Genomic DNA, 18,847 nt, shown 5'->3' on the forward strand with positions numbered 1-18,847 from the left:
AAGGACTTTAAAATATAAAGATAATTTGAAAATAGTAGCTTACCTGCTACTATTTTACTTTTTTCCAAATACTCATTTGAGAAACTGTATGCTGGAATTTTCTTGAAGTCTCTTTTATTACAAAAGGTATATCAATTAGATCTAAAAGTTTATAATTTTTATCTAAATTATTTTTTAAGGTGTCAAAAGTTTTTACTTCTTTATTATCTTTTATAAAACCCCCTAACCAGTTTGTTTTAGGAGTATATTCTTCCAACCAAGTATATGGAGAAATAATAACTAAAAGACCATCTTTATTTACTCTATTTGGAATATCATCTAAAAACTTTTGAGGATAATATAGTCTATCAATTAAATTTGAGCAAAAAACTAAATCATAATTAGAATATATCTCTTTTAAGTTACAAGCATCTCCTTGCATAAATTCAACTTTATTTTTAACCTCATCTAAATTTAAATCCTTTAAAGAAATAGTTTTATCTTCAAAAATCTCGCCTTCAACTCTTACTTTGTAAGTTAGACTTTCATATTTTTTAAGTTTAACTCCCACATTTATAAAGTTTGCACTAAAATCTATACCCATTACCTCATCAAAAGTTTTGGCAAGTTCAAAACTACTCCTTCCAACAGAACACCCTAAATCTAAAGCTTTTATTGTTTTAATCTCTTTTAAATAAGGTTTTAGTATTTCAACACTATTTTTTGCAAAATTTTTAACATTGAAAAACTCATCACCATAATGAAATTCACAATATTGAGAGATTAGTTCATCTGTTTCATATACATTATCATTTAGTTTTGTTCTATATTCATTATTTGATTTTACATATCTAAAACCTGCATGTTGAAAGAAATGTTTTCTAAAAGCATATCTAGCACTTTTTAAAATTTCATTTCCTAAAGAGATAAAAGAACCTCCTTTAATAAGTGCATGCCTATCATCAAAAGTTGGTGTAGTAAAATCATCATAAATTGGATGAGTTTCAAAGCCATCAAAAGGATATGTAGGAGTTATACTCCATTGCCAAACATTTCCTACAACATCATAAAAATCATCAAAAGCATATTTATCAACTGGAGTTTGATTAAAGTATTTTAATCCAATATTTGCTTTTTTTGTATTGGCTTTTGTGTAATCATATAATCTATAATATTCATCTTCACTTGGAAGTCTAACTTCAAAACCTAGTTTTTCACTTTTATATTTACAAAAAGCCTCTGCTTCATATACATTTATATCAACAGGATAATTTAAAGGTAAAGGAACAATTTTATTGATTTGTCTTAAATAGTATTTATCTTCTTTTTTTATCCAAAAAGTAGGCATTTTAGCTTGTGTAAAATCAAGCCATTCTCTCCCCTCTTTTGAAAAGTATTTTAGTTTTGAATATCCACCATCTTGAACAAACTCTAAAAACTCTCCATTGGATACAAGATATTTACTAGCAAAGAACTCTTTTATATATGCCTTATGATATGAAAACTCATTATCCCAACCATAATAAATAGGATTTTGTCTATCTTTTTGTAAAACAACTTCCCCTTCTTGCACCTTTATTAGTTCATTTTTAGGATAAGTATTTAAATACTCTTTACAGTAAGAAAAAGTTTCATCTTCAACCAAATGTGAAATATCAAGCTCCCTTAATAAAACAGAAGAAGTTTCAATATGAATATTTTCATGCTCTATTCCCATAAGAATAATCCACATAGGACTATTCCAATTTATAGGTAGAGAAAACTCTAAAGTATCAATAAGTTCTAAAACTAGATTTTTAACTTTTAATCTATACTCTTTTACCTCTTCAAAATTTGGCCATAAATAGTTTTCACTATTTAAATCATCCCAACTCATTTCATCAACACCAATTGCAAATATTGATTCAAAATGTTTATTTATTCTTTTATTAATAAGTTTACTAAGCATAAGTTTATTAATAAAAAATGTAGCAGTATGACCATAATAAAAAATCAAAGGATGTCTTAATCTATTAGGCTGTTCATAAATTGACTTTTTATCTTTTAATAAATCAAATAGTTTTTCATCTAATTCATAAGTTTGAAGAAAATAGTTCTTAATCTCTTCTCTTTTTTCTTCTATTGTTCCATTTTGTAAGTTTATGGTATCTGCTCTATATTGCATAGGTCTCCTTTTAAATTAATTCTTCTAAAAACTTTATACCTTCTAGTTTATTATTTAATCTATACTCTTTGTATATATTTAATATCTGTTGATGTTCATTATTATCCATATTTTTCCAATGAAGTTCCAATCTATTTATATTTTCATTGCAACTATTTTCTAATAATTGGCAAGAGATTATATTTTCTATTAATAACATCCCTAGTCTTTTTATAGAGTTTGTATCATCTAAAATTGTTATTCCCTCATTTGTTAAAGCCAATACTTTTTCTAACTCTTCTAAAGATAACTCTTTTTTATATAAGAAATTTAAAGCTTGATTGTGTAAAACAACAGGCATCTCATCTCTATCCCCAACAGAATTTTTTAAAGCAACACCAATTGTGCCAATATCAATTGATTTTTGAATTATATCTTTATTATGTGTAGGGTTTGTAAGATACATAAATCTATAAGCAATTGCCAAATTTACAAAAGTTGCTCCATATTCAAAAGCCCCAAGAGCTGGTATAGATAAACACTTTTTATAGTTTTCAATAGCTAAAGTATAGTTTTTATTCCACTCTTCATAATTTGCTTTTATATTATAATAATGCCATAGCCATAAAGGTTCATTATCTTCATTATGAGAAAATAGTAATTCTTTTAGTTTTTCTAAACACTCTATTCCCTCTTGCTTTTTATCTTCTCTTCTTTGACTAACAATTATCCAAGCTTTTCTTTGAAAATATCTAACTTCAATATCTGTTGGTTTTACAGCTTTTTTAAGTTCTAAACTTAAAGGTAAACTTTCATATGCAAGATTAAACTGTCCCATTCTTTCATATAGTGAGCAAATATTTACTGCATATTTATTTGGGTTTATTTCATATAAATAATTTGCTACTCTTAAAGCTTGTTCAAAATGTCCATTTCGTTCAAATAAGAAAATTAGTCTATTTAAAGAAGTTATGGAAATTTTTCTATATATTGAAGTATTTGTAGCTTCAAAATCTTCTAAATTTGAAGCATCAAACATATCATTTGCAATATCAAACCAAAACTCATCTATAAGTTCATAATGTTGTTTTTTTTCAACAGTTTCTAAAAACTTTTCTAAAATAAGTATATTTCTTTTTTCATCTAAAACTATATTTTTTACATAATAGTATAAAACTAAAAGTGAAATAGGATTTTCAAAGTTTCTAACACACTCTTCTATATGATTTCTTAAATAATATGATAATCTTCGCTGTTCATCTTCAAGCTCTTTAATTTTTACATTTGAAGTAAAATATATCTGCATAGATTTTTCTTGTTTTAAAAAGCTAAAATCATCAAAACTTCTATTTATAAAATTTTGAAAGCCAGAGATTAGTTGTGTTCCTTTAGTCTTGTTTTCATCTAAAAAGTTTCTTCCACAATATTCAAAAAGTTCCAAAGAGATAAACTCTTTATTTTTTACTTTTTTAATAATTAAAGAAGAACTTAATTGAAGCAAAGATAATAGTTTTTGTTCTTTTGAAGAGAGTAAAATATCTAAATTGCAAGGATTAAATTCATTTGTATTTTTAATAATATCTATATTTAAAACTTTTAGTTCTTTTAGTCTTTTATAAATAATTTTACTTTGATCATTTCTTACATAAAAATTTATATTAGTAAATCTATTAACTAAAGCCTTTACTAAAACAGACCAAATCCAATGCTCTTTTAAGGCTAAATCTACATTATATAGGTTTATTACTATTTTTTTATCTATTGAAGCTAAGGCTAAATTTAATCTTTTTAGTCTTCTTGCATCTTTATTAAACCAAGCTTGTAATAAAGTTTTAAATTGAGAGCTCTCTCCATCTAAAATAGAAGGCATTGAGACTAAACCAAAAAAGAAGATTAAAACAAATACTAAAGCAACACTATCATTTAAGTTCCAATCAAAAGGCATTTCAAAAATGATTTTTTTAAATAAATCTTCATAAATTGAAGCTGAGATTAAAGCAAACATAATAACAATTACAGAGATTGTTGAAAGTATATAACTTGAGAGTTTTCTTTTAAAAATATATGAAGTTTTTCCACAAATTTTATTTAGATTTGCTTCAAATTCATCTAAAGTATCCTCTTCTAAAAAGGTAATATCTAAACTTTTTTTTCTTTTTTTTATAATTTCATCATCTAAATTTTTTCTATTTGCATCACATAGTTTTGAAGTAATTATATTGCAATTACTTTGACTCATTAATACCCTCTTTTGCAAATTTATTTTGAGTTGGGTCTGAAAAACTATAAGTTCCTTCTTTTATTGAAAAAGGAAAGTTTTTTAAAACCTCTTTTTTATATTCTTCTATAAAGTTTTTATCATAAAAAGTAAAAGCTGAAGTTAAAATATCTATATATTTTGCAGGAATAAAGCACTCTTTATCTTCACTTTTAGCTAGTTTTTCTTCTTTTGTTGTCATAAAAGCAATTATATCTTCTTCAAGTTTTATATTTAAAACTGACTCTTTTTTTATAGTAATACAAGAGTAGTTTTTTTCTCTTAATTTTAAAATTTCTAACTCTTCATTTGTAATTTTTATAACAACTCCTGTTGAAAAAGAGTTTTCTTCAATTTGAAGATTTAAAAATACACCTTTTGTATCTTTATTATCTTCAAATTTAATAATCTCAATAGAATTCCATACTTTTTTATACCCTTTTACACATACAGGAATTAAATCTTTTTGTGTAAGTTTTCTTTTAAAAGATTTTTGAGCACTATTTAAATTTATTAGGGAGCCATATCCAAATAGATACATTATACAATTCTTTCTTTTGAGATTATAATACCATCTGTATCTGCATATAAATAATCTCCATTTTGAATTACTACTCCATCAACTTCAATATCACAACCTATTGTTGCACTTTGTTCTGGTATATATTTTCTAGGACATACACCTTTTGCAAATAAAGCCAAATCAAAATCTTTTACTGTTGCAGTATCTCTTATATATCCATTTACTATAATTCCAGAATATTTATTTTCAAAAGCAAACTTCATTAAGTTATCCCCTACTACTGCATAATATTGCTCAGCAACATCAACAACTACAACTTTTCCTTCACCATTTTGTTCTTTTAAAAGTTTTGCTAAGTCTTTATTGTTTTTATCAAGTTTTACAGTGATAACTTCCCCTTGACATTTTTTAAATCCTCCATATGATTTAAAATTAGGTCCTAATATATTTACCTTTTCAGAATGCGTATCACAAATATCAGCTGTAAAAAATCTCATAATATATCCTTAGTTTAAATTTAATAATATCTATTATAATTTACTTATCTTAAATTTACCCAAAATTAGATATTATAATTGCCTTACAAAAATAATTACACAGAAAAAAAAAGAATAGGTTAATATATATGAAAGTAGTAACAGGAGTAGTAGGTAACGATATTCATGTGGTTGCAAATCGACTAATTGAAATATCGTTACAAGCAAGAGGGTTTGAAGTATTTAATTTGGGAGTAAATACTTATCTTGAAGAGTTTATTGATGCAGTTATAGAAACTAACGCTGATATTTTACTAATTTCATCTTTAAATGGTGAAGCTGAGGGTTGGTGTAGGGAATTAAATATTCTTAAATCAAAATACCCTAAATTAAAAGATGTGATTTTTATGCTTGGAGGAAATCTTGCTGTGGGAGAAGCAAAGACGCAAGAGATTGTTCCTAAGTTTAAAAATTATGGATTTGATTTGGTTTTCCATCAAGTAGATTTAAATACAGGTTTAGATGAATTAGAAAAATATGTTAAGGCGAGAAAATGAGTTTACTTCAAGAAGAAAGAGAGATAATAGTTAGAAATGAATATGCAGACAACTTTGATTTTGCAGAAATTGAAGAGTTTGTAAAAAATGCTAGCAAAAATCTATTTATTTCTCATACTTTTAAAAATTCAAAAAAGATGCTAGTTCAACCAAGAGGTGGTTTTCCAACATATAAAAAACAGTTTGCACTAAATGAGTTTTTTGTTAATGCAAATGTTGATGTTTTACCACTTACAATTGATTCAAATACAAGACTTAATGATTATGCTATGTCTAAAAAAATGCTAAGACTTAGTGAAGAGAATGATGTGGATATGTTAAATGGGTATCCTCTTGTAAACCATGGATATAGAACAACTAGAAAGATGATTACACATTTTGATAAACCAGTTAGTTTAAGACATGGAACACCAGATGCAAGATTATTAATTGAAACAGCTATTGCTTCAGGTATTTTTGAAATAGAAGGAGGTCCAATTACATATTTACTTCCTTATTCAAAAAACTTTCCTTTAGATAAAGCCTTTTTATATTGGAAATATGTGGAAAGAATTTGTGCAAATTACTCAAAATTAAATGAACCAATTAATAGGGAGTCTTTTGGACCACTAACTGCAACTTTAGTTCCTCCTTGCGTTACAATTGTAATTCAATTATTAGAGATGCTTTTATCACTTGAAGAGGGAGTAAAATCTTTCTCTGTCTCTTTTTCTCAAAGTGGTTCGGTAAATCAAGATATAGTAACTAGTGCAGTATTAAAGAAAATGGCTAGATATTATGCAGAACAAATTAATTGTGGTGATGCAGATATTCACCTAGTATACCATCAATGGATGGGAGCATTTCCTTCAAATAAAGATTATTCAGAATCACTTATAAATACAGCAACAGTAATTGCAAGTTTAGTAGGTGCTGATAAAATTATTACAAAAACAAGAGATGAAGCTTTTGGTATTCCAACAAAAGAAGCAAATGCTAAAACAGTTGCAAATACACAATATACTTTAAGAATCTTAAATGGTCTTCCAAATATAGTAGATAAAGAGGAAGAAGAGATTTTAGAAGCTGAAGTTAAATCTATTATGGAAGCTGTATTAAATGATAGTGCAGATACTTTATGGAGAAAAGTATTTAACTCTATTAAAAATGGGATTATTGATGTACCTTTTTCTCCTCATATTATAAATAACAATGAAGTAGTAACAGTAAGAGATGCAAATAAAAATATTAGAATTATCAAAAGAGGAAAACTTCCTATTAGTGATAGATGTTTTGAATATGAAAAATCAAAATGTGATTTAAATAAAGATGCCACTTCAATAGTAAATGATATTATACATGATATAGGAATTATGCAATGAAAAAGAACTTATTAGTAGATATAGGAAGTACATACTTTAAAGTTTGTGATGGAGAAGATATACAACAACACTTTAGAGATTTTAATAAAGATATATTTGATGATTTAAAATATAAATGTGCTGATATAATAGAAAAGTATAAAAAAGAAGAGGTATTTATATGTTCTTCTGCAAATGGTGGTTTAAGTACCTTAATTATAGGAATCACAAACTCTTTTTCATTAAAATATGCCACAAATATTGCCTTTAATTCAGGGATTAATATTATAGATACAGTTTTATATCAAAATATAAAAAATAGCTCAATTCCAAGTGATTTAATAGATGTGGTTATAATAACTGGTGGGATTGATAGTGTAAGTGATATTTTTAATGAAGATTTATTTACTTATTTAGAGCAAGTAAATTATTCTAATATAGTTTATGTTGGAAATGAAAATGATGCTAAATTTTTAAGCCAAAATATTAAAAATTTAGTTGTATTACCAAATATTATTACAAATAAACTTCAAGTTAATGAAAATGAATTAAAAGAGTATTTAACAAACCTTTATCAAGCAGATATAGAAGGTAAAGAAGATATAAAACATCTATATAATATCACTTCAAACCAAATATACTCTACTCCATATATAGTAAATAGAACTCTACCACTTATAAATAATATGTTTAAAGTAGCAGACCCTTTTATTTTAGTTGATATAGGTGGGGCAACAACTGATATTCATTATAGTACAACTTTAGTAAATGATAATATGGTAAAAAACAATGAATATGATAGACTTGTATTTAAAAAACTTGGAGTTTATAAATCAAAAGAGTCTTTAATATATGCAGCTAAAAACAATGAGTTTGTTTATGAGTTATTAGCACATATGAATGTAACAGAAAATATTTTTCAAGAAGATAGTGATAAGGCACTAAGAACTTTAATGAAACTTGCTATTTTCTTAGTTTTATATAAAGTTTCAGAAGCTCATCCTTTATATGTACATTTAAAACTAGATTTATTAAAATCAATTGTATTAACAGGTGGAATTACAAAAGTTTTAAAACAAGAAGAAGCAGAAGATATTGTAGGGTTTTTCTATAAAAAGATTTTAAATACAACTATAAAGCCAAATATAGTATTAGATAGTAACTATGAAATTTGGACTTTAGGAATAACACAATAAGGAGATAAAATGTCAATTAACTGCATAAGAACACTTTTAGAAGATGCAAATATTTCACATAATGAAAAAATTGCATTAATACATAATGAAAATAAAATAACATATGGTGAGCTTTTTACTAAGGTTAATCAAGTAGCATTTTATCTTAAAGAGCTTGATTTACCTAAAGGTAGTAGAATAGGAATTTATTCAAATAAATCAATTGACCAAGTAATAGCTATTTTAGCTATTTTATCAACTGATTATATTTTAGTTCCTTTAACTAGAATGCTGCAACCAGAGCAAGTTGAATATATAATTCAAGATTGTGATATAAAATGTATTATTACAGATAAATTAAAAGTTGAGAATATCGAAGAGATAAACTTTAATGGGAAAATAATCTCTTATGAAAGAACAGATAAAAATTTTGCTTCTTTTGAAGAGATTTACAAATATTATAATAAACCATATATTTGTGATGTAAATGGACATGACAATGCAGTAATTACTTACTCTTTTGGATTAACAGGAAAACCAAAAGGTATTGTAATTTCACATAGAAATTTAATTGATTCTGCTAGGGTTGTATCTCAATATTTACAATTAAAAGAAGAAGATATAATTTCTGGACTTTTAATTTTTAATTTAGATTATGGTTTAAATCAAATCTTTTGTAGTTTATATAAAAGAGCAACTTTAGCTTTACATAGATTTATTTTACCAAATGATTTTTATAATCATATAATAAATGATAAGGTTACAGTATTACCATTGATGCCTATAAATATTACTCAAATGTTTGATGAAGAAGAGCATAAATTACCAAGTGCACAATTATTATCAAATGTTAGAATTATTACTTCATCAGGTGGAAATGTAACAGCTAAGATGATTAAAGATATTGAAAAATATTTTATTAATGCAAAGTTTTACTCTATGCATGGTTTAACAGAAGCTTTTAGATCAACATATTTAGACCCAACACAAATAAAAATAAGACCTGATTCTATTGGAAAAGCAATTCCTGATGTGGAACTTTATGTTATAAATGAAGAAGGAAATGAGTGTAAACCAAGAGAAGTTGGAGAGCTTATTCATAGGGGAGGATATATTTATAGAGGTTTTTGGAATGCCCCTGTTGAAACAAAAGAGAGATTTAAATCTATTAAAATCTTAAAAAATGTAATCAATTTAGAAGGTCATTTATGTGATGAGGTAGTTGTTGCAAGTGGAGATTATGTTTATAAAGATGAAGAAGGATATTTTTACTTTGTATCAAGACGAGATGATATGATTAAAACAAGAGGATTTAGAGTAAGTCCATATGAAATAGAATCAGTAGTTTCAAAAAACTTTCCTCAAATAGAACAATGTGCTGTTTTTTCAATAGAAAATCAAGAAATTGAAGAAGAAATTGTATTGGTGTATTCAAGTAGAAGTGAAATTCCAACAAATGAAATAATATTTGAGTTAAAAAATCATTTAGCTTCATATATGTTGCCAAGTAAGATTTATTATAGGAAATCTTTACCACTAATTCCTAGTGATAAAAATAAAATAAATAAAGAAATTTTAAAAAATGACATTATAAATAATATTTAAGTGTGTAAAAAGGTAAACTTTCTTTCTTAAATTTTTTTTAAATTTTGATATAAATCAAACATTTAAAAGTTTATTTCATATACAATGTCAAATAAATAAAAAAAGGATTGTCAAAATGAAAAAAATATTAATCGCAACTTCACTTCTTGCATGTTCAGTATTTGCTGCTGATGGTGCTGCACTATATAAAAAATGTGCTACTTGTCATGGTGCAAATGGTGAAAAACCAGCATTAGGTAAAAGTAAAATCATTAAAGATATGACTAAAGCTGATTTTATTGCTGCAATGAAAGGTTATAAAGATGGTTCTTATGGTGGAGCAATGAAAGGTTTAATGAAAGGTCAAGTTACTTCATTAAGCGATGCTGATATTGAAGCAATTGCAAACGTAATTGCAAAATAATTGTTTTATAACAACTAGATTTTCTAGTTGTTATTGACTATAAACTATAGTATCTCTTCCTAATTTTTTAGCTTTTAATAAAGCTTCATCTGCTTTTCTTAACATAATATCTTTGTTTTTATAATCACTAAAAAAAGAAACACCAATACTTACTGTTATACTAATAGATTCTTTTGGATGGAAAATCTTTTGATATTTAATATCTTCTTTTAATCTAGAAACTGTCTCTTTTAAAAAATCTTTTGCACAAAAACATAAGATTAGGAACTCTTCTCCTGCATATCTATAAACTTCACCATTTAAAATATAAGCATACTCTTTTAATTTATTTGAAAGATATACTAAAACTTTGTCTCCATAATCATGTCCAAATTCTTCGTTTATTCTTTTAAATCTATCGGCATCTATAAATACAGCATTTAGTAAAGAAGCATTATTTTGATTTATAAAAAGATTTAAATCAAATTCCATTTTTCTTCTATTATAAATATTTGTAAGATGATCACGATTAATATGCTCTTCTAATTGGGCTTTTTCTTTTAATAGTTGTTCTATAAGATTATCTTTATAGTTTTCTTCTATATTTGTATTTTTTTGCTCAAGTATCTTTCCAAGCTCAAAAGAAAACTGATTTTTTTTGCCATCATAATCAATCTTTTTACACTCAATTACAATAGAAGGCTTTTCTTCCCCTAATCCATTTGTCAAAGTTAGTTTTTTAACTTGTTTAATAGAATAGGAAATTCTATTATTTACAATTGTAGGTTCCAATAACTCTTTTTTCCAATATTTAGTTGTATCTTTTGTTATAAAAAAAGTTTTTTTAAGTAGTATATCTTCAAATAGTTTTTTATCAATAGAAATCTTTAACATAAAAGAATATTAACACTAAATATCTTAATTTCTATTTTACACTTTTAAATATAAGAAAAACTAATAATATATTCATCTTCTTTTAATATTAGTTTTAGTAATATTTCTAAAATTATACAATATAAGGAGTTCTTATATGAAATTAAGAGAAAAGTTTACACCAATGTGCTTTCTTGCTTCACTTGGTGCTGGTGGTTTGTCTGTTTCATTTTTTATGTATTTAATGTTTTTAGTTCCGCATAAAGAGACACCTATGCCAATTTTTGAGCAAATATTTCCAAAAATATTAGAAGGTTCATGGCTATCGTTTGTAATCTCATTTTCTTTAGTTTTTATAATCGCTTTTGCTTTTTTACATTTTAAATTTCTAATATGGAATACAAAACAATTTTTAGAATTTAGAAAAACTGAGAAATTTAAAGAGTTAATAAATTCAAATAATGAAGTATCTTTAATGACTATTCCTTTAACATATGCCATGACAATAAATGTATGTTTTGTATTGGGTGCTGTATTTGTACCAAATTTATGGAGTATAGTTGAATATATGTTTCCTTTTGCCTTAATTGGATTTATGGTTGCAGGATATTTTGCACTTAAAATTTTTATTAACTATTTTACAAGAATATTAGTAAGTGGTCATTTTGATTTTACAAAAAACAATAACTTATCACAAATGATTTCTATTTTTGCTTTTTCTATGGTTGCAGTAGGCTTTGCTGCACCTGGTGCTATGAGTCATAATTTAACAATAAATGCAATTGGTATTTTTGGTTCACTATTTTTCACATCAATTGCAGTTTTATTACTAATTATAAAACTTACAATGGGGTTTAAAAATATGTTTGAACAAGGTATTTCAATAGAGGCTTCACCTTCATTATGGATAATTATACCAATATTAACTCTACTTGGGATTACTATGGTTAGAATCTCTTTTGGACTTGACCATCATTTTAATTCACCTTTAACAAAATCATCACTATTTACTTTAACTTCTGTAATAGTTGCTTTACAGATAATCTTTGGTCTTTTAGGTTATAAAGTAATGAAACATATAGGATATTTTGAAAAGTATATAGAAAGTGAAGATAGATCTCCTGTATCATTTGCACTTATTTGTCCTGGAGTAGCATTTTTTGTATTTGGAATGTTTTTTATAAATTTTGGATTAACTTTTAATCAAGTAGTTGATAAATACTCTCTTGCATATTTTTTATTAATGGTTCCATTTATTTTTATTCAATATAGAACTATTGTATATTTCTTTAAACTTAAAAGAAAATTCAACTTTTAAAAACTCTGTATATGTTACAATCTTTGTAAAAAGATTGTAACTATAAGGAGTTATCATGAAAAAAAACCTTTTTTTACTTATATTTATAACTATTTTTTTTACTGCTTGTAGTCAAAAAAATATTCCTATAAAAGATTTAGAAAATTATTCACAAGAACCAAAAGATTATTTAAATAAAGATTTATCATTTAAAAACCAAAAAAACTATAATCAAGATTTTTATAAAAATTATTTTAAAGTATGGGAACAAGATACTCTTTTAATAGATAAAAAAAGTGCAACTTGGGGTTTTAAATATAAAAAAAGAGCTATGTATTTACAAAACTTTTCTAAAGCTTCATCTACTTGGTTTAATAAACATATAGAAAATTCAAACTTTGAAGAATTTAATAAGCAAGTAAAAAAAGCAATTGTTATAAGAAATAGCAATTTAAAAGTTTTTCCTACAAATGAGATGATGTTTTATAATCCAAAAAATGCAGGACAAGGCTTTCCTTTTGATTACAACCAAAATTCATATATTAAGATAAATACTCCTATTTTAGTCTCTCATTTTTCAAAAGACAAAGCTTGGGTATTTGTAGAGTCTTATTTTGCTTATGGTTGGTTAAAAATAGATGATATTGCCTTTGTAGATAAAAAATTCATAGATAGTTTTAAAACTAAAAACTACTCAACTATTATAAAAGATAAACTAAATATTTATGATGAATACTTTATTGAAAAAGTACAACTAGGAACTATTTTACCTAAATATAAAAATAAATATATAGTTGCTAAAAAAGACCAAAAACATAATGCATACTTAAAATTTATAGATATTGCAAAGGAAAATATTACAGATAAGCCTTTAGAATTTAATAATGTAAATCTTGAAAAAATTGCAAAAGAATTAATAGATGAGCAATATGGTTGGGGTGGTATTTTTGGCTTTAGAGATTGTTCAAGTTTTACTCAAGATTTTTTTATTGCTTTTGCTATAAATCTAGATAGAAATTCAAGAAAACAAACAACAAATGGTAAATACTATAAGTTTGAAAACCTTTCAAATAAACAAAAAAAAGAGTTTATTTTAAAATATGCAAAACCTTTTAAAACTTTAGTTTATCTTTATGGACATATTATGCTTTATATTGGAGAAAAAAACAATGAACCAGTGGTAATGCATAATGTTTGGGGAGTAAAAACAAGAGTTTTTTTCAATACTAAAGGAAGAAATATTATAGGAAAAAGTGTAATTACAACTTTAGAGTTTGGAAAAGAGTTACAAAATTATGATGATACTAAAAACACCCTAGATAGAATAGAAGGAATTGTTATTTTAGATGAGAAGTAGTTCCCTACTTCTCACACTTTCTTAAATAAATTAGCCTATATACCATTGGTACATAGTATAGATTTAATATTGTTGCCCATAATATTCCAAAACCAAGTGCAACTGCCATTGGTTGCAAAATTAATGCCTGTCCTGAGGCAAAAAAGATTAAGGTGCTAAGCCCTAAAACTGTAGTAATTGAAGTAAGTAAAATTGGTCTTAATCTTAAAAGAGCCAACTCTTCCATCTCTTTTAAAGTTTTTGCTTTTTTAATAAAATCCATCATTATAATACCATCATTTACAATAACACCTGCAAGCCCTACTACACCAATAAGCCCTGGCATTGTAAGATTTATACCCATTATTATATGCCCTACTAAAACCCCTAAAATTGACAAAGGAATAGTGCTTATTATAATAAGAGGTTTTACTAAAGAATCAAACATCCATACAAGTGCCATAAAGATAAGAATAATAGCAATAATAGCAGCCTCACCCATCTCTTTTTGCACTTTCGCATTCTCTTCTTGTTCACCTTTTATATCAATTTGAACATCTTTTCTTAAATTATTTAATGTGGAATCTAAGTTTTCATAAACCTCTGAAGAAGTTGTACCAGTAATTGAAGCAGTTACACTAGTGATTCTTTTATTGTTTTCTTTAAAAATTTGAGAATATGCAGGTATTTTTACAAAAGTTGCAACCTCTTTTAATAATACTTTTTGTCCAGAAGGTAAAGCTATCTCAAAACTATTTAAACTATTTAGTATATCTTTATTTACACTTTTAAAAATAATATCAACGATTCCTTTATCATCAAACATTTTTGAATAAGTAGCTTTTGAATAAAAAGGTCTTAATTGAGATAAAATAGTCTCTTCATCAACTCCTATTTGATGACCATAAGAATTTACTTTAAATTTAAGTTCATAATTTCCTAAAAGTGCATCATCAGCTATATTTGAAACACCTTTTGTTAAAGATAATGCTTTTTTAAGCTCTTTTACTGCTTTTTGAACTTTTTCATTTTCTCCTGAAACTGCTATTTCTATATCATTTTTTACAATTCCAGCTTTAGGTGTAAAGACTTTTAACTCTTCAAATTTTGAACTATTTAAATTTTGATTAAATATTTTCTTTATTTGTTCTTCTATTTCTTGAGCACTATTTTCTCTTATCATATCTTTAGGATCATATTTTGGAGAAAGATAAGGATTTATATATTTATCAAAGATATTTTGTGGCGCTCTTTCATATAAATTTATAAAAATTTGAAAATAAAACTCTTCATTTTCTGGAAGATTTTTTCCATCAAGTTTCATCCCCACAACTGAAGTTACAGAACTAACTTCTGTTTTCATATTAAGCTTTTTCATTAAAAGTTTTTCTATTTCAAAAACTTCTTGTTCTGTTTGTTCTATTTTTTTACCAACTCCTACTGAACCACTAATATATACTTGAGTAGTATCAAAGTTTGGCATAAATTGAAATTTTGTACTTTTAAAAATTAGAACTGTAGAAATTAAAATAAAAACAAGCATTACAATTAAAGTTAAAAATCTTCCTTTTAATAAAAAATGTAAAATTTTTAAATATAACTTTTTATTAAAATCCCAAATTTTATGTGATTTCCTATCTTCTTTACTAACTTTTAATATATCCATTGAGTGTAAAGGTAAAAAGAAAAAAGCCTCAACTAAAGAAGATATTAATAAAATAGTAATCATAATAGGAAGTATTTGCATAAACTTCCCTGTTTCCCCAGTCATAATTAAAATAGGTAAAAATGCAAAAATTGTTGTAGCAGTTGCTGTTAAAACAGCTGGATACATCTCTAAAGCACCATCTCTTGCAGCTGTAAATTTATCTTTTCCCATTTCAAGATGTCTGTAAATATTTTCTCCAACAACAATAGCTTCATCCACTAACATTCCTAAAGCTATTAAAGCACCTAAAAGAGAAAGCATATTTAAACTATATCCTAAATAATCTGCACCAATTAGCCCTATCATAAAAGAAGTTGGAATACCAATAGCAATAACAATGGCAATTCTAATATTTATAAATAGTAATAAAGCAATAAATAATAAAGCTAATCCAAATAAAATATTTGAAACAACTGTATTTAGCCTATTTTTAATCCAAATAGAAGTATCAATATAAGTATCAAACTTTATATCTGTATATCTTTCTTCATAATCTTTTGTAATTTGCTTTATTTTTTTTACAAGCTCTATTGAGTCACCTTCAAAGCCTTTATTTACACCAATTGCTACATTTTTCTTAGCATCATAGTGTGAAATAGTATCAACATCAGCTAAAGCATATTCAATATTTGCAATATCCTTTAAATAGATTTTTTTATTATTAACTTTTATAATAGTATTTTTAATTTCATTAATATCTTTTTCTCCATTAAAAGTGCTAAGATAATAATGTCTTTTTGTGTCTTTTATTATTCCAATTGGAAAAATTGAGCTTATTTTTGTAACTGCATTTACAACATCAACAGTACTTAAATCTAAAGCTTCAATTTTATTTTCATCAAAAGTAATAACTAATTCTTTATCACTTTTACTAAAAACTGTAACTTCAGATAAATCTTTTAATTGAGTAATTGTTGATTTTACATCATCTGCAATTTCTAAAAGTTCATTTATACTTTTTGAACCATCTTTTGAGTATAAAGAAACAGTAATTAAAGGAAAAGTATACTCCATACTTTTAACTACAGGCTCATCCATATCAGAAGGAAGATTTGTCTTTATTTTTGCGATAATATCTTTTACATCATCTACTACTAAATTTGCATCTTCGCCCTCTTTTAAATCAACTTTTATAGCAAAAAATCCATTTTTAATAGTTGAACTTATCTTTCTAGCTTCACTTAAACTTAGTAACTCATCTTCTATATCTTCAACAGCAATCTTATCTAATATATCCGAGCTTGCACCACTATAAGAACCTGTAATTGATACAGCATCTAAAGAAGAAGGTGGAAAGATTTCTTTTGGGATATTATTATATGAAAAGATTGAAAGAATAAATAGAAAAAAAAGTAGCATATGATTTAGAATTCTTTTTTTTAAAGCAAATTCTATTATTGTTTTTATCATTTTTCTTCCAGTGATTTAATTATTATTGAATCAACAATTTGGTTTTTAAATTTCATATCTTCTAATTGTTGTGCTAAAAATCTATTTTCTTCTTTTAAAGAAGTATAGTGAGCATATAACTTATTTACATCTTTACTTACATAATAGATATTATTTCTCAAATAGATTTTTGGCACATACAAAACTAATGTTAAAATTAATATAGCAAAAACTATTAATAATGAATTTTTACCATTTAGTTTAATCAAACTTAAAAATCCTTAATTTTGAACTTCTACTTCTTGGATTTGTTTTTATCTCTTCTTTTGTAGGAGTTATTGGTTTTTTTGTAATTATTTTACCTAAAGCATGATTATTTCCACAAGTACATCTTAAAGCCTCACTTGGACAAATACAAGATTTACTCCATTTTTTAAAATAATTCTTTACAATTCTATCTTCTAAAGAATGAAATGAAATAATTGCTACTATACAATTTTTTAAATTTGCATTTTCAATTGAATCAAAAAGTCTAGTAAGAACTCCTAATTCATCATTTACTTCAATTCTAATTGCCTGAAAAGGTAGAGTTGCAGGATGTATTTTTCCTTTATGCATTTTTTTAGATAAAAGCTCTGCTAATTGTTTAGCTGAATGAAAAGGTCTATTATTAACTATAAGTGAAGCTACTTTTTTATACTCTCTAACTTCTCCATACTCTTTAAAGATTTTTTCTAATTCTACTTGAGAATAGTTATTTACAACAACACTTGCATCAAGTGATTTAGTTTGGTCCATCCTCATATCTAAAGTTTCACTTTCAAACCCAAAACCTCTTTGAAGTTTATCAAGCTGTAAAGAAGAGACTCCAATATCTGCTAAAACACCTCTAATTTCATAATCTTTAAATTTTTCAATAACATGTTCAAAATTACCTTTATTAAAAGTAACCCTATTTTCAAACTCTTTTAATCTGTTTTTAGAAAAAGCTAAAGCCTCGTCATCTTGGTCATTACAAATAAGTTTTATATTTTTATTTTGTAAGATAAGCCCCGAACTATGCCCTGCAAAACCAGTTGTACAATCTATAATATATCCATCATTTATATCTTTAAAAGCTTCTAAAGTCTCTTGATATAAGACGGGAATATGTGGAATATCCATTAAAAAGGTCCTTATTAAAATTTATATATAATACCTAAAATTTAATTTAAGGCATTTTAAAATGATAGATAAAAATATAGTTAAGTTACTAAGTGATTTATCTCTAACAATGTTTAGAAAAAACTTTTTTGGTATTTATCATGGAGCCATTTCTGCAAAAGTTGATCATAACTCTTTTATTATAAATACTTCTGATGCCATTTTTGATGAAATGAGTGAAAAATCTTTTTGTCAATTAAGCACAACAAAACAAGATTATAGATGGAAAATTGCAAGTATAGAATCTCATATTCATGCAACTATATATAATAATATTCATGAAGCAAAATATATTGCATTTGGTGTTCCAATTTATACAACTGCATATACTTTAGACCATAATAAAATAGTTTTAGATGATTACTTTGGTAAAACTATGTTTGGAGAAGTACCGGTTATTGATCCAGGGGATTTTAATACTTGGTATGATAGAAATGCCTTAGAAATTACAAAATATTTAAAAGAAACAAACTCTCATGTAATGATAATAAAGGGAGTTGGAATGTATGTTTATGATAGAGATATTAACCTTTTAGTTAAAAGAGTTGCGATATTAGAAAATAGCTGCAGATTATTAAGTATTAGGTCTTCATATAGGTAGTTT

At 25.5% G+C, this 18,847-nt stretch carries 16 protein-coding genes; 8 read left to right on the plus strand and 8 right to left on the minus strand.

What is annotated here, in order from left to right; translation table 11 throughout:
- Window positions 1–49 precede the first annotated feature (49 nt).
- The 4 genes from ovoA to AMYT_RS08160 are packed head-to-tail and all read right to left on the minus strand — an operon-like array spanning window position 50 to window position 5,399.
- On the minus strand, window positions 50–2,143 hold the full coding sequence (gene ovoA / locus AMYT_RS08145; protein WP_114842054.1) for a 5-histidylcysteine sulfoxide synthase: 2,094 nt from the start codon (window positions 2,141–2,143) through the stop codon (window positions 50–52).
- Window positions 2,144–2,153: 10 nt separating this feature from the next.
- The gene (locus AMYT_RS08150; protein WP_114842055.1) at window positions 2,154–4,361 is read right to left on the minus strand and encodes a tetratricopeptide repeat protein; all 2,208 of its coding nucleotides are present in this window, start codon (window positions 4,359–4,361) and stop codon (window positions 2,154–2,156) included.
- Window positions 4,348–4,920: a gamma-glutamylcyclotransferase family protein gene (locus AMYT_RS08155; protein WP_114842056.1), complete on the minus strand. Its 573-nt coding sequence runs from the start codon at window positions 4,918–4,920 to the stop codon at window positions 4,348–4,350. The genes AMYT_RS08150 and AMYT_RS08155 overlap by 14 nt, the downstream gene beginning before the upstream one ends.
- On the minus strand, window positions 4,920–5,399 hold the full coding sequence (locus tag AMYT_RS08160) for an RraA family protein (RefSeq protein ID WP_114842057.1): 480 nt from the start codon (window positions 5,397–5,399) through the stop codon (window positions 4,920–4,922). Before AMYT_RS08160 ends, AMYT_RS08155 begins: the two co-directional genes overlap by 1 nt.
- A 128-nt stretch (window positions 5,400–5,527) precedes the next feature.
- Between AMYT_RS08160 and glmS the strand changes: the two genes are divergently transcribed.
- The 5 genes from glmS (at window position 5,528) to AMYT_RS08185 (ending at window position 10,458) form a co-directional block, all read left to right on the plus strand.
- Window positions 5,528–5,935 carry a methylaspartate mutase subunit S gene (gene glmS, locus AMYT_RS08165; RefSeq protein WP_114842058.1) on the plus strand — a complete coding sequence of 136 codons (408 nt, stop codon included), beginning with the start codon at window positions 5,528–5,530 and terminating at the stop codon, window positions 5,933–5,935.
- Complete coding sequence (locus tag AMYT_RS08170) at window positions 5,932–7,296, plus strand: methylaspartate mutase (RefSeq protein WP_114842059.1); 1,365 nt, start codon at window positions 5,932–5,934, stop codon at window positions 7,294–7,296. Before glmS ends, AMYT_RS08170 begins: the two co-directional genes overlap by 4 nt.
- Entirely contained in the window at window positions 7,293–8,471 is a 1,179-nt protein-coding gene (locus tag AMYT_RS08175; protein WP_114842060.1) for a glutamate mutase L, read from the plus strand. The genes AMYT_RS08170 and AMYT_RS08175 overlap by 4 nt, the downstream gene beginning before the upstream one ends.
- A gap of 9 nt (window positions 8,472–8,480) precedes the next feature.
- Window positions 8,481–10,055 carry an AMP-binding protein gene (locus AMYT_RS08180; RefSeq protein ID WP_114842061.1) on the plus strand — a complete coding sequence of 525 codons (1,575 nt, stop codon included), beginning with the start codon at window positions 8,481–8,483 and terminating at the stop codon, window positions 10,053–10,055.
- Window positions 10,056–10,170: 115 nt separating this feature from the next.
- Complete coding sequence (locus AMYT_RS08185; protein WP_114842062.1) at window positions 10,171–10,458, plus strand: c-type cytochrome; 288 nt, start codon at window positions 10,171–10,173, stop codon at window positions 10,456–10,458.
- 30 nt (window positions 10,459–10,488) lie between these two features.
- On the opposite strand, the gene AMYT_RS08190 is transcribed toward AMYT_RS08185, so the two are convergent.
- Window positions 10,489–11,331 carry a GGDEF domain-containing protein gene (locus tag AMYT_RS08190; protein WP_114842063.1) on the minus strand — a complete coding sequence of 281 codons (843 nt, stop codon included), beginning with the start codon at window positions 11,329–11,331 and terminating at the stop codon, window positions 10,489–10,491.
- Window positions 11,332–11,467: 136 nt separating this feature from the next.
- Between AMYT_RS08190 and AMYT_RS08195 the strand changes: the two genes are divergently transcribed.
- Both AMYT_RS08195 and AMYT_RS08200 read left to right on the plus strand, forming a co-directional pair.
- On the plus strand, window positions 11,468–12,628 hold the full coding sequence (locus AMYT_RS08195; protein ID WP_114842064.1) for a TsoY family (seleno)protein: 1,161 nt from the start codon (window positions 11,468–11,470) through the stop codon (window positions 12,626–12,628).
- 55 nt (window positions 12,629–12,683) lie between these two features.
- Window positions 12,684–13,964, plus strand: coding sequence for an SH3 domain-containing protein (locus tag AMYT_RS08200; RefSeq protein WP_114842065.1), 1,281 nt, complete (start codon window positions 12,684–12,686; stop codon window positions 13,962–13,964).
- Window positions 13,965–13,968: 4 nt separating this feature from the next.
- Here AMYT_RS08200 and AMYT_RS08205 read toward each other — a convergent pair whose 3' ends face one another.
- The 3 genes from AMYT_RS08205 to rsmH are packed head-to-tail and all read right to left on the minus strand — an operon-like array spanning window position 13,969 to window position 18,204.
- Window positions 13,969–17,061 (minus strand): efflux RND transporter permease subunit, encoded by a 3,093-nt coding sequence (locus tag AMYT_RS08205; RefSeq protein WP_114842066.1) that lies wholly within the window; start codon window positions 17,059–17,061, stop codon window positions 13,969–13,971.
- Entirely contained in the window at window positions 17,058–17,309 is a 252-nt protein-coding gene (locus tag AMYT_RS08210; RefSeq protein ID WP_114842067.1) for a hypothetical protein, read from the minus strand. The genes AMYT_RS08205 and AMYT_RS08210 overlap by 4 nt, the downstream gene beginning before the upstream one ends.
- The gene (gene rsmH, locus AMYT_RS08215) at window positions 17,302–18,204 is read right to left on the minus strand and encodes a 16S rRNA (cytosine(1402)-N(4))-methyltransferase RsmH (protein WP_114842068.1); all 903 of its coding nucleotides are present in this window, start codon (window positions 18,202–18,204) and stop codon (window positions 17,302–17,304) included. Before rsmH ends, AMYT_RS08210 begins: the two co-directional genes overlap by 8 nt.
- Window positions 18,205–18,265: 61 nt before the next feature.
- Between rsmH and AMYT_RS08220 the strand changes: the two genes are divergently transcribed.
- Window positions 18,266–18,844 (plus strand): class II aldolase and adducin N-terminal domain-containing protein, encoded by a 579-nt coding sequence (locus AMYT_RS08220; RefSeq protein WP_114842069.1) that lies wholly within the window; start codon window positions 18,266–18,268, stop codon window positions 18,842–18,844.
- The last annotated feature ends 3 nt before the right edge of the window (window positions 18,845–18,847 follow it).

This window comes from Malaciobacter mytili LMG 24559 (genome assembly GCF_003346775.1).
GTDB classification, from domain to species: domain Bacteria; phylum Campylobacterota; class Campylobacteria; order Campylobacterales; family Arcobacteraceae; genus Malaciobacter; species Malaciobacter mytili.

Bases quoted from the DNA above. Each gene is read 5' to 3' on its own strand.
- ovoA (WP_114842054.1), bottom strand. From the start codon at position 2,143: ATGCAATATAGAGCAGATACCATAAACTTACAAAATGGAACAATAGAA.
- AMYT_RS08150 (WP_114842055.1), bottom strand. From the start codon at position 4,361: ATGAGTCAAAGTAATTGCAATATAATTACTTCAAAACTATGTGATGCA.
- AMYT_RS08155 (WP_114842056.1), bottom strand. From the start codon at position 4,920: ATGTATCTATTTGGATATGGCTCCCTAATAAATTTAAATAGTGCTCAA.
- AMYT_RS08160 (WP_114842057.1), bottom strand. From the start codon at position 5,399: ATGAGATTTTTTACAGCTGATATTTGTGATACGCATTCTGAAAAGGTA.
- glmS (WP_114842058.1), top strand. From the start codon at position 5,528: ATGAAAGTAGTAACAGGAGTAGTAGGTAACGATATTCATGTGGTTGCA.
- AMYT_RS08170 (WP_114842059.1), top strand. From the start codon at position 5,932: ATGAGTTTACTTCAAGAAGAAAGAGAGATAATAGTTAGAAATGAATAT.
- AMYT_RS08175 (WP_114842060.1), top strand. From the start codon at position 7,293: ATGAAAAAGAACTTATTAGTAGATATAGGAAGTACATACTTTAAAGTT.
- AMYT_RS08180 (WP_114842061.1), top strand. From the start codon at position 8,481: ATGTCAATTAACTGCATAAGAACACTTTTAGAAGATGCAAATATTTCA.
- AMYT_RS08185 (WP_114842062.1), top strand. From the start codon at position 10,171: ATGAAAAAAATATTAATCGCAACTTCACTTCTTGCATGTTCAGTATTT.
- AMYT_RS08190 (WP_114842063.1), bottom strand. From the start codon at position 11,331: ATGTTAAAGATTTCTATTGATAAAAAACTATTTGAAGATATACTACTT.
- AMYT_RS08195 (WP_114842064.1), top strand. From the start codon at position 11,468: ATGAAATTAAGAGAAAAGTTTACACCAATGTGCTTTCTTGCTTCACTT.
- AMYT_RS08200 (WP_114842065.1), top strand. From the start codon at position 12,684: ATGAAAAAAAACCTTTTTTTACTTATATTTATAACTATTTTTTTTACT.
- AMYT_RS08205 (WP_114842066.1), bottom strand. From the start codon at position 17,061: ATGATAAAAACAATAATAGAATTTGCTTTAAAAAAAAGAATTCTAAAT.
- rsmH (WP_114842068.1), bottom strand. From the start codon at position 18,204: ATGGATATTCCACATATTCCCGTCTTATATCAAGAGACTTTAGAAGCT.
- AMYT_RS08220 (WP_114842069.1), top strand. From the start codon at position 18,266: ATGATAGATAAAAATATAGTTAAGTTACTAAGTGATTTATCTCTAACA.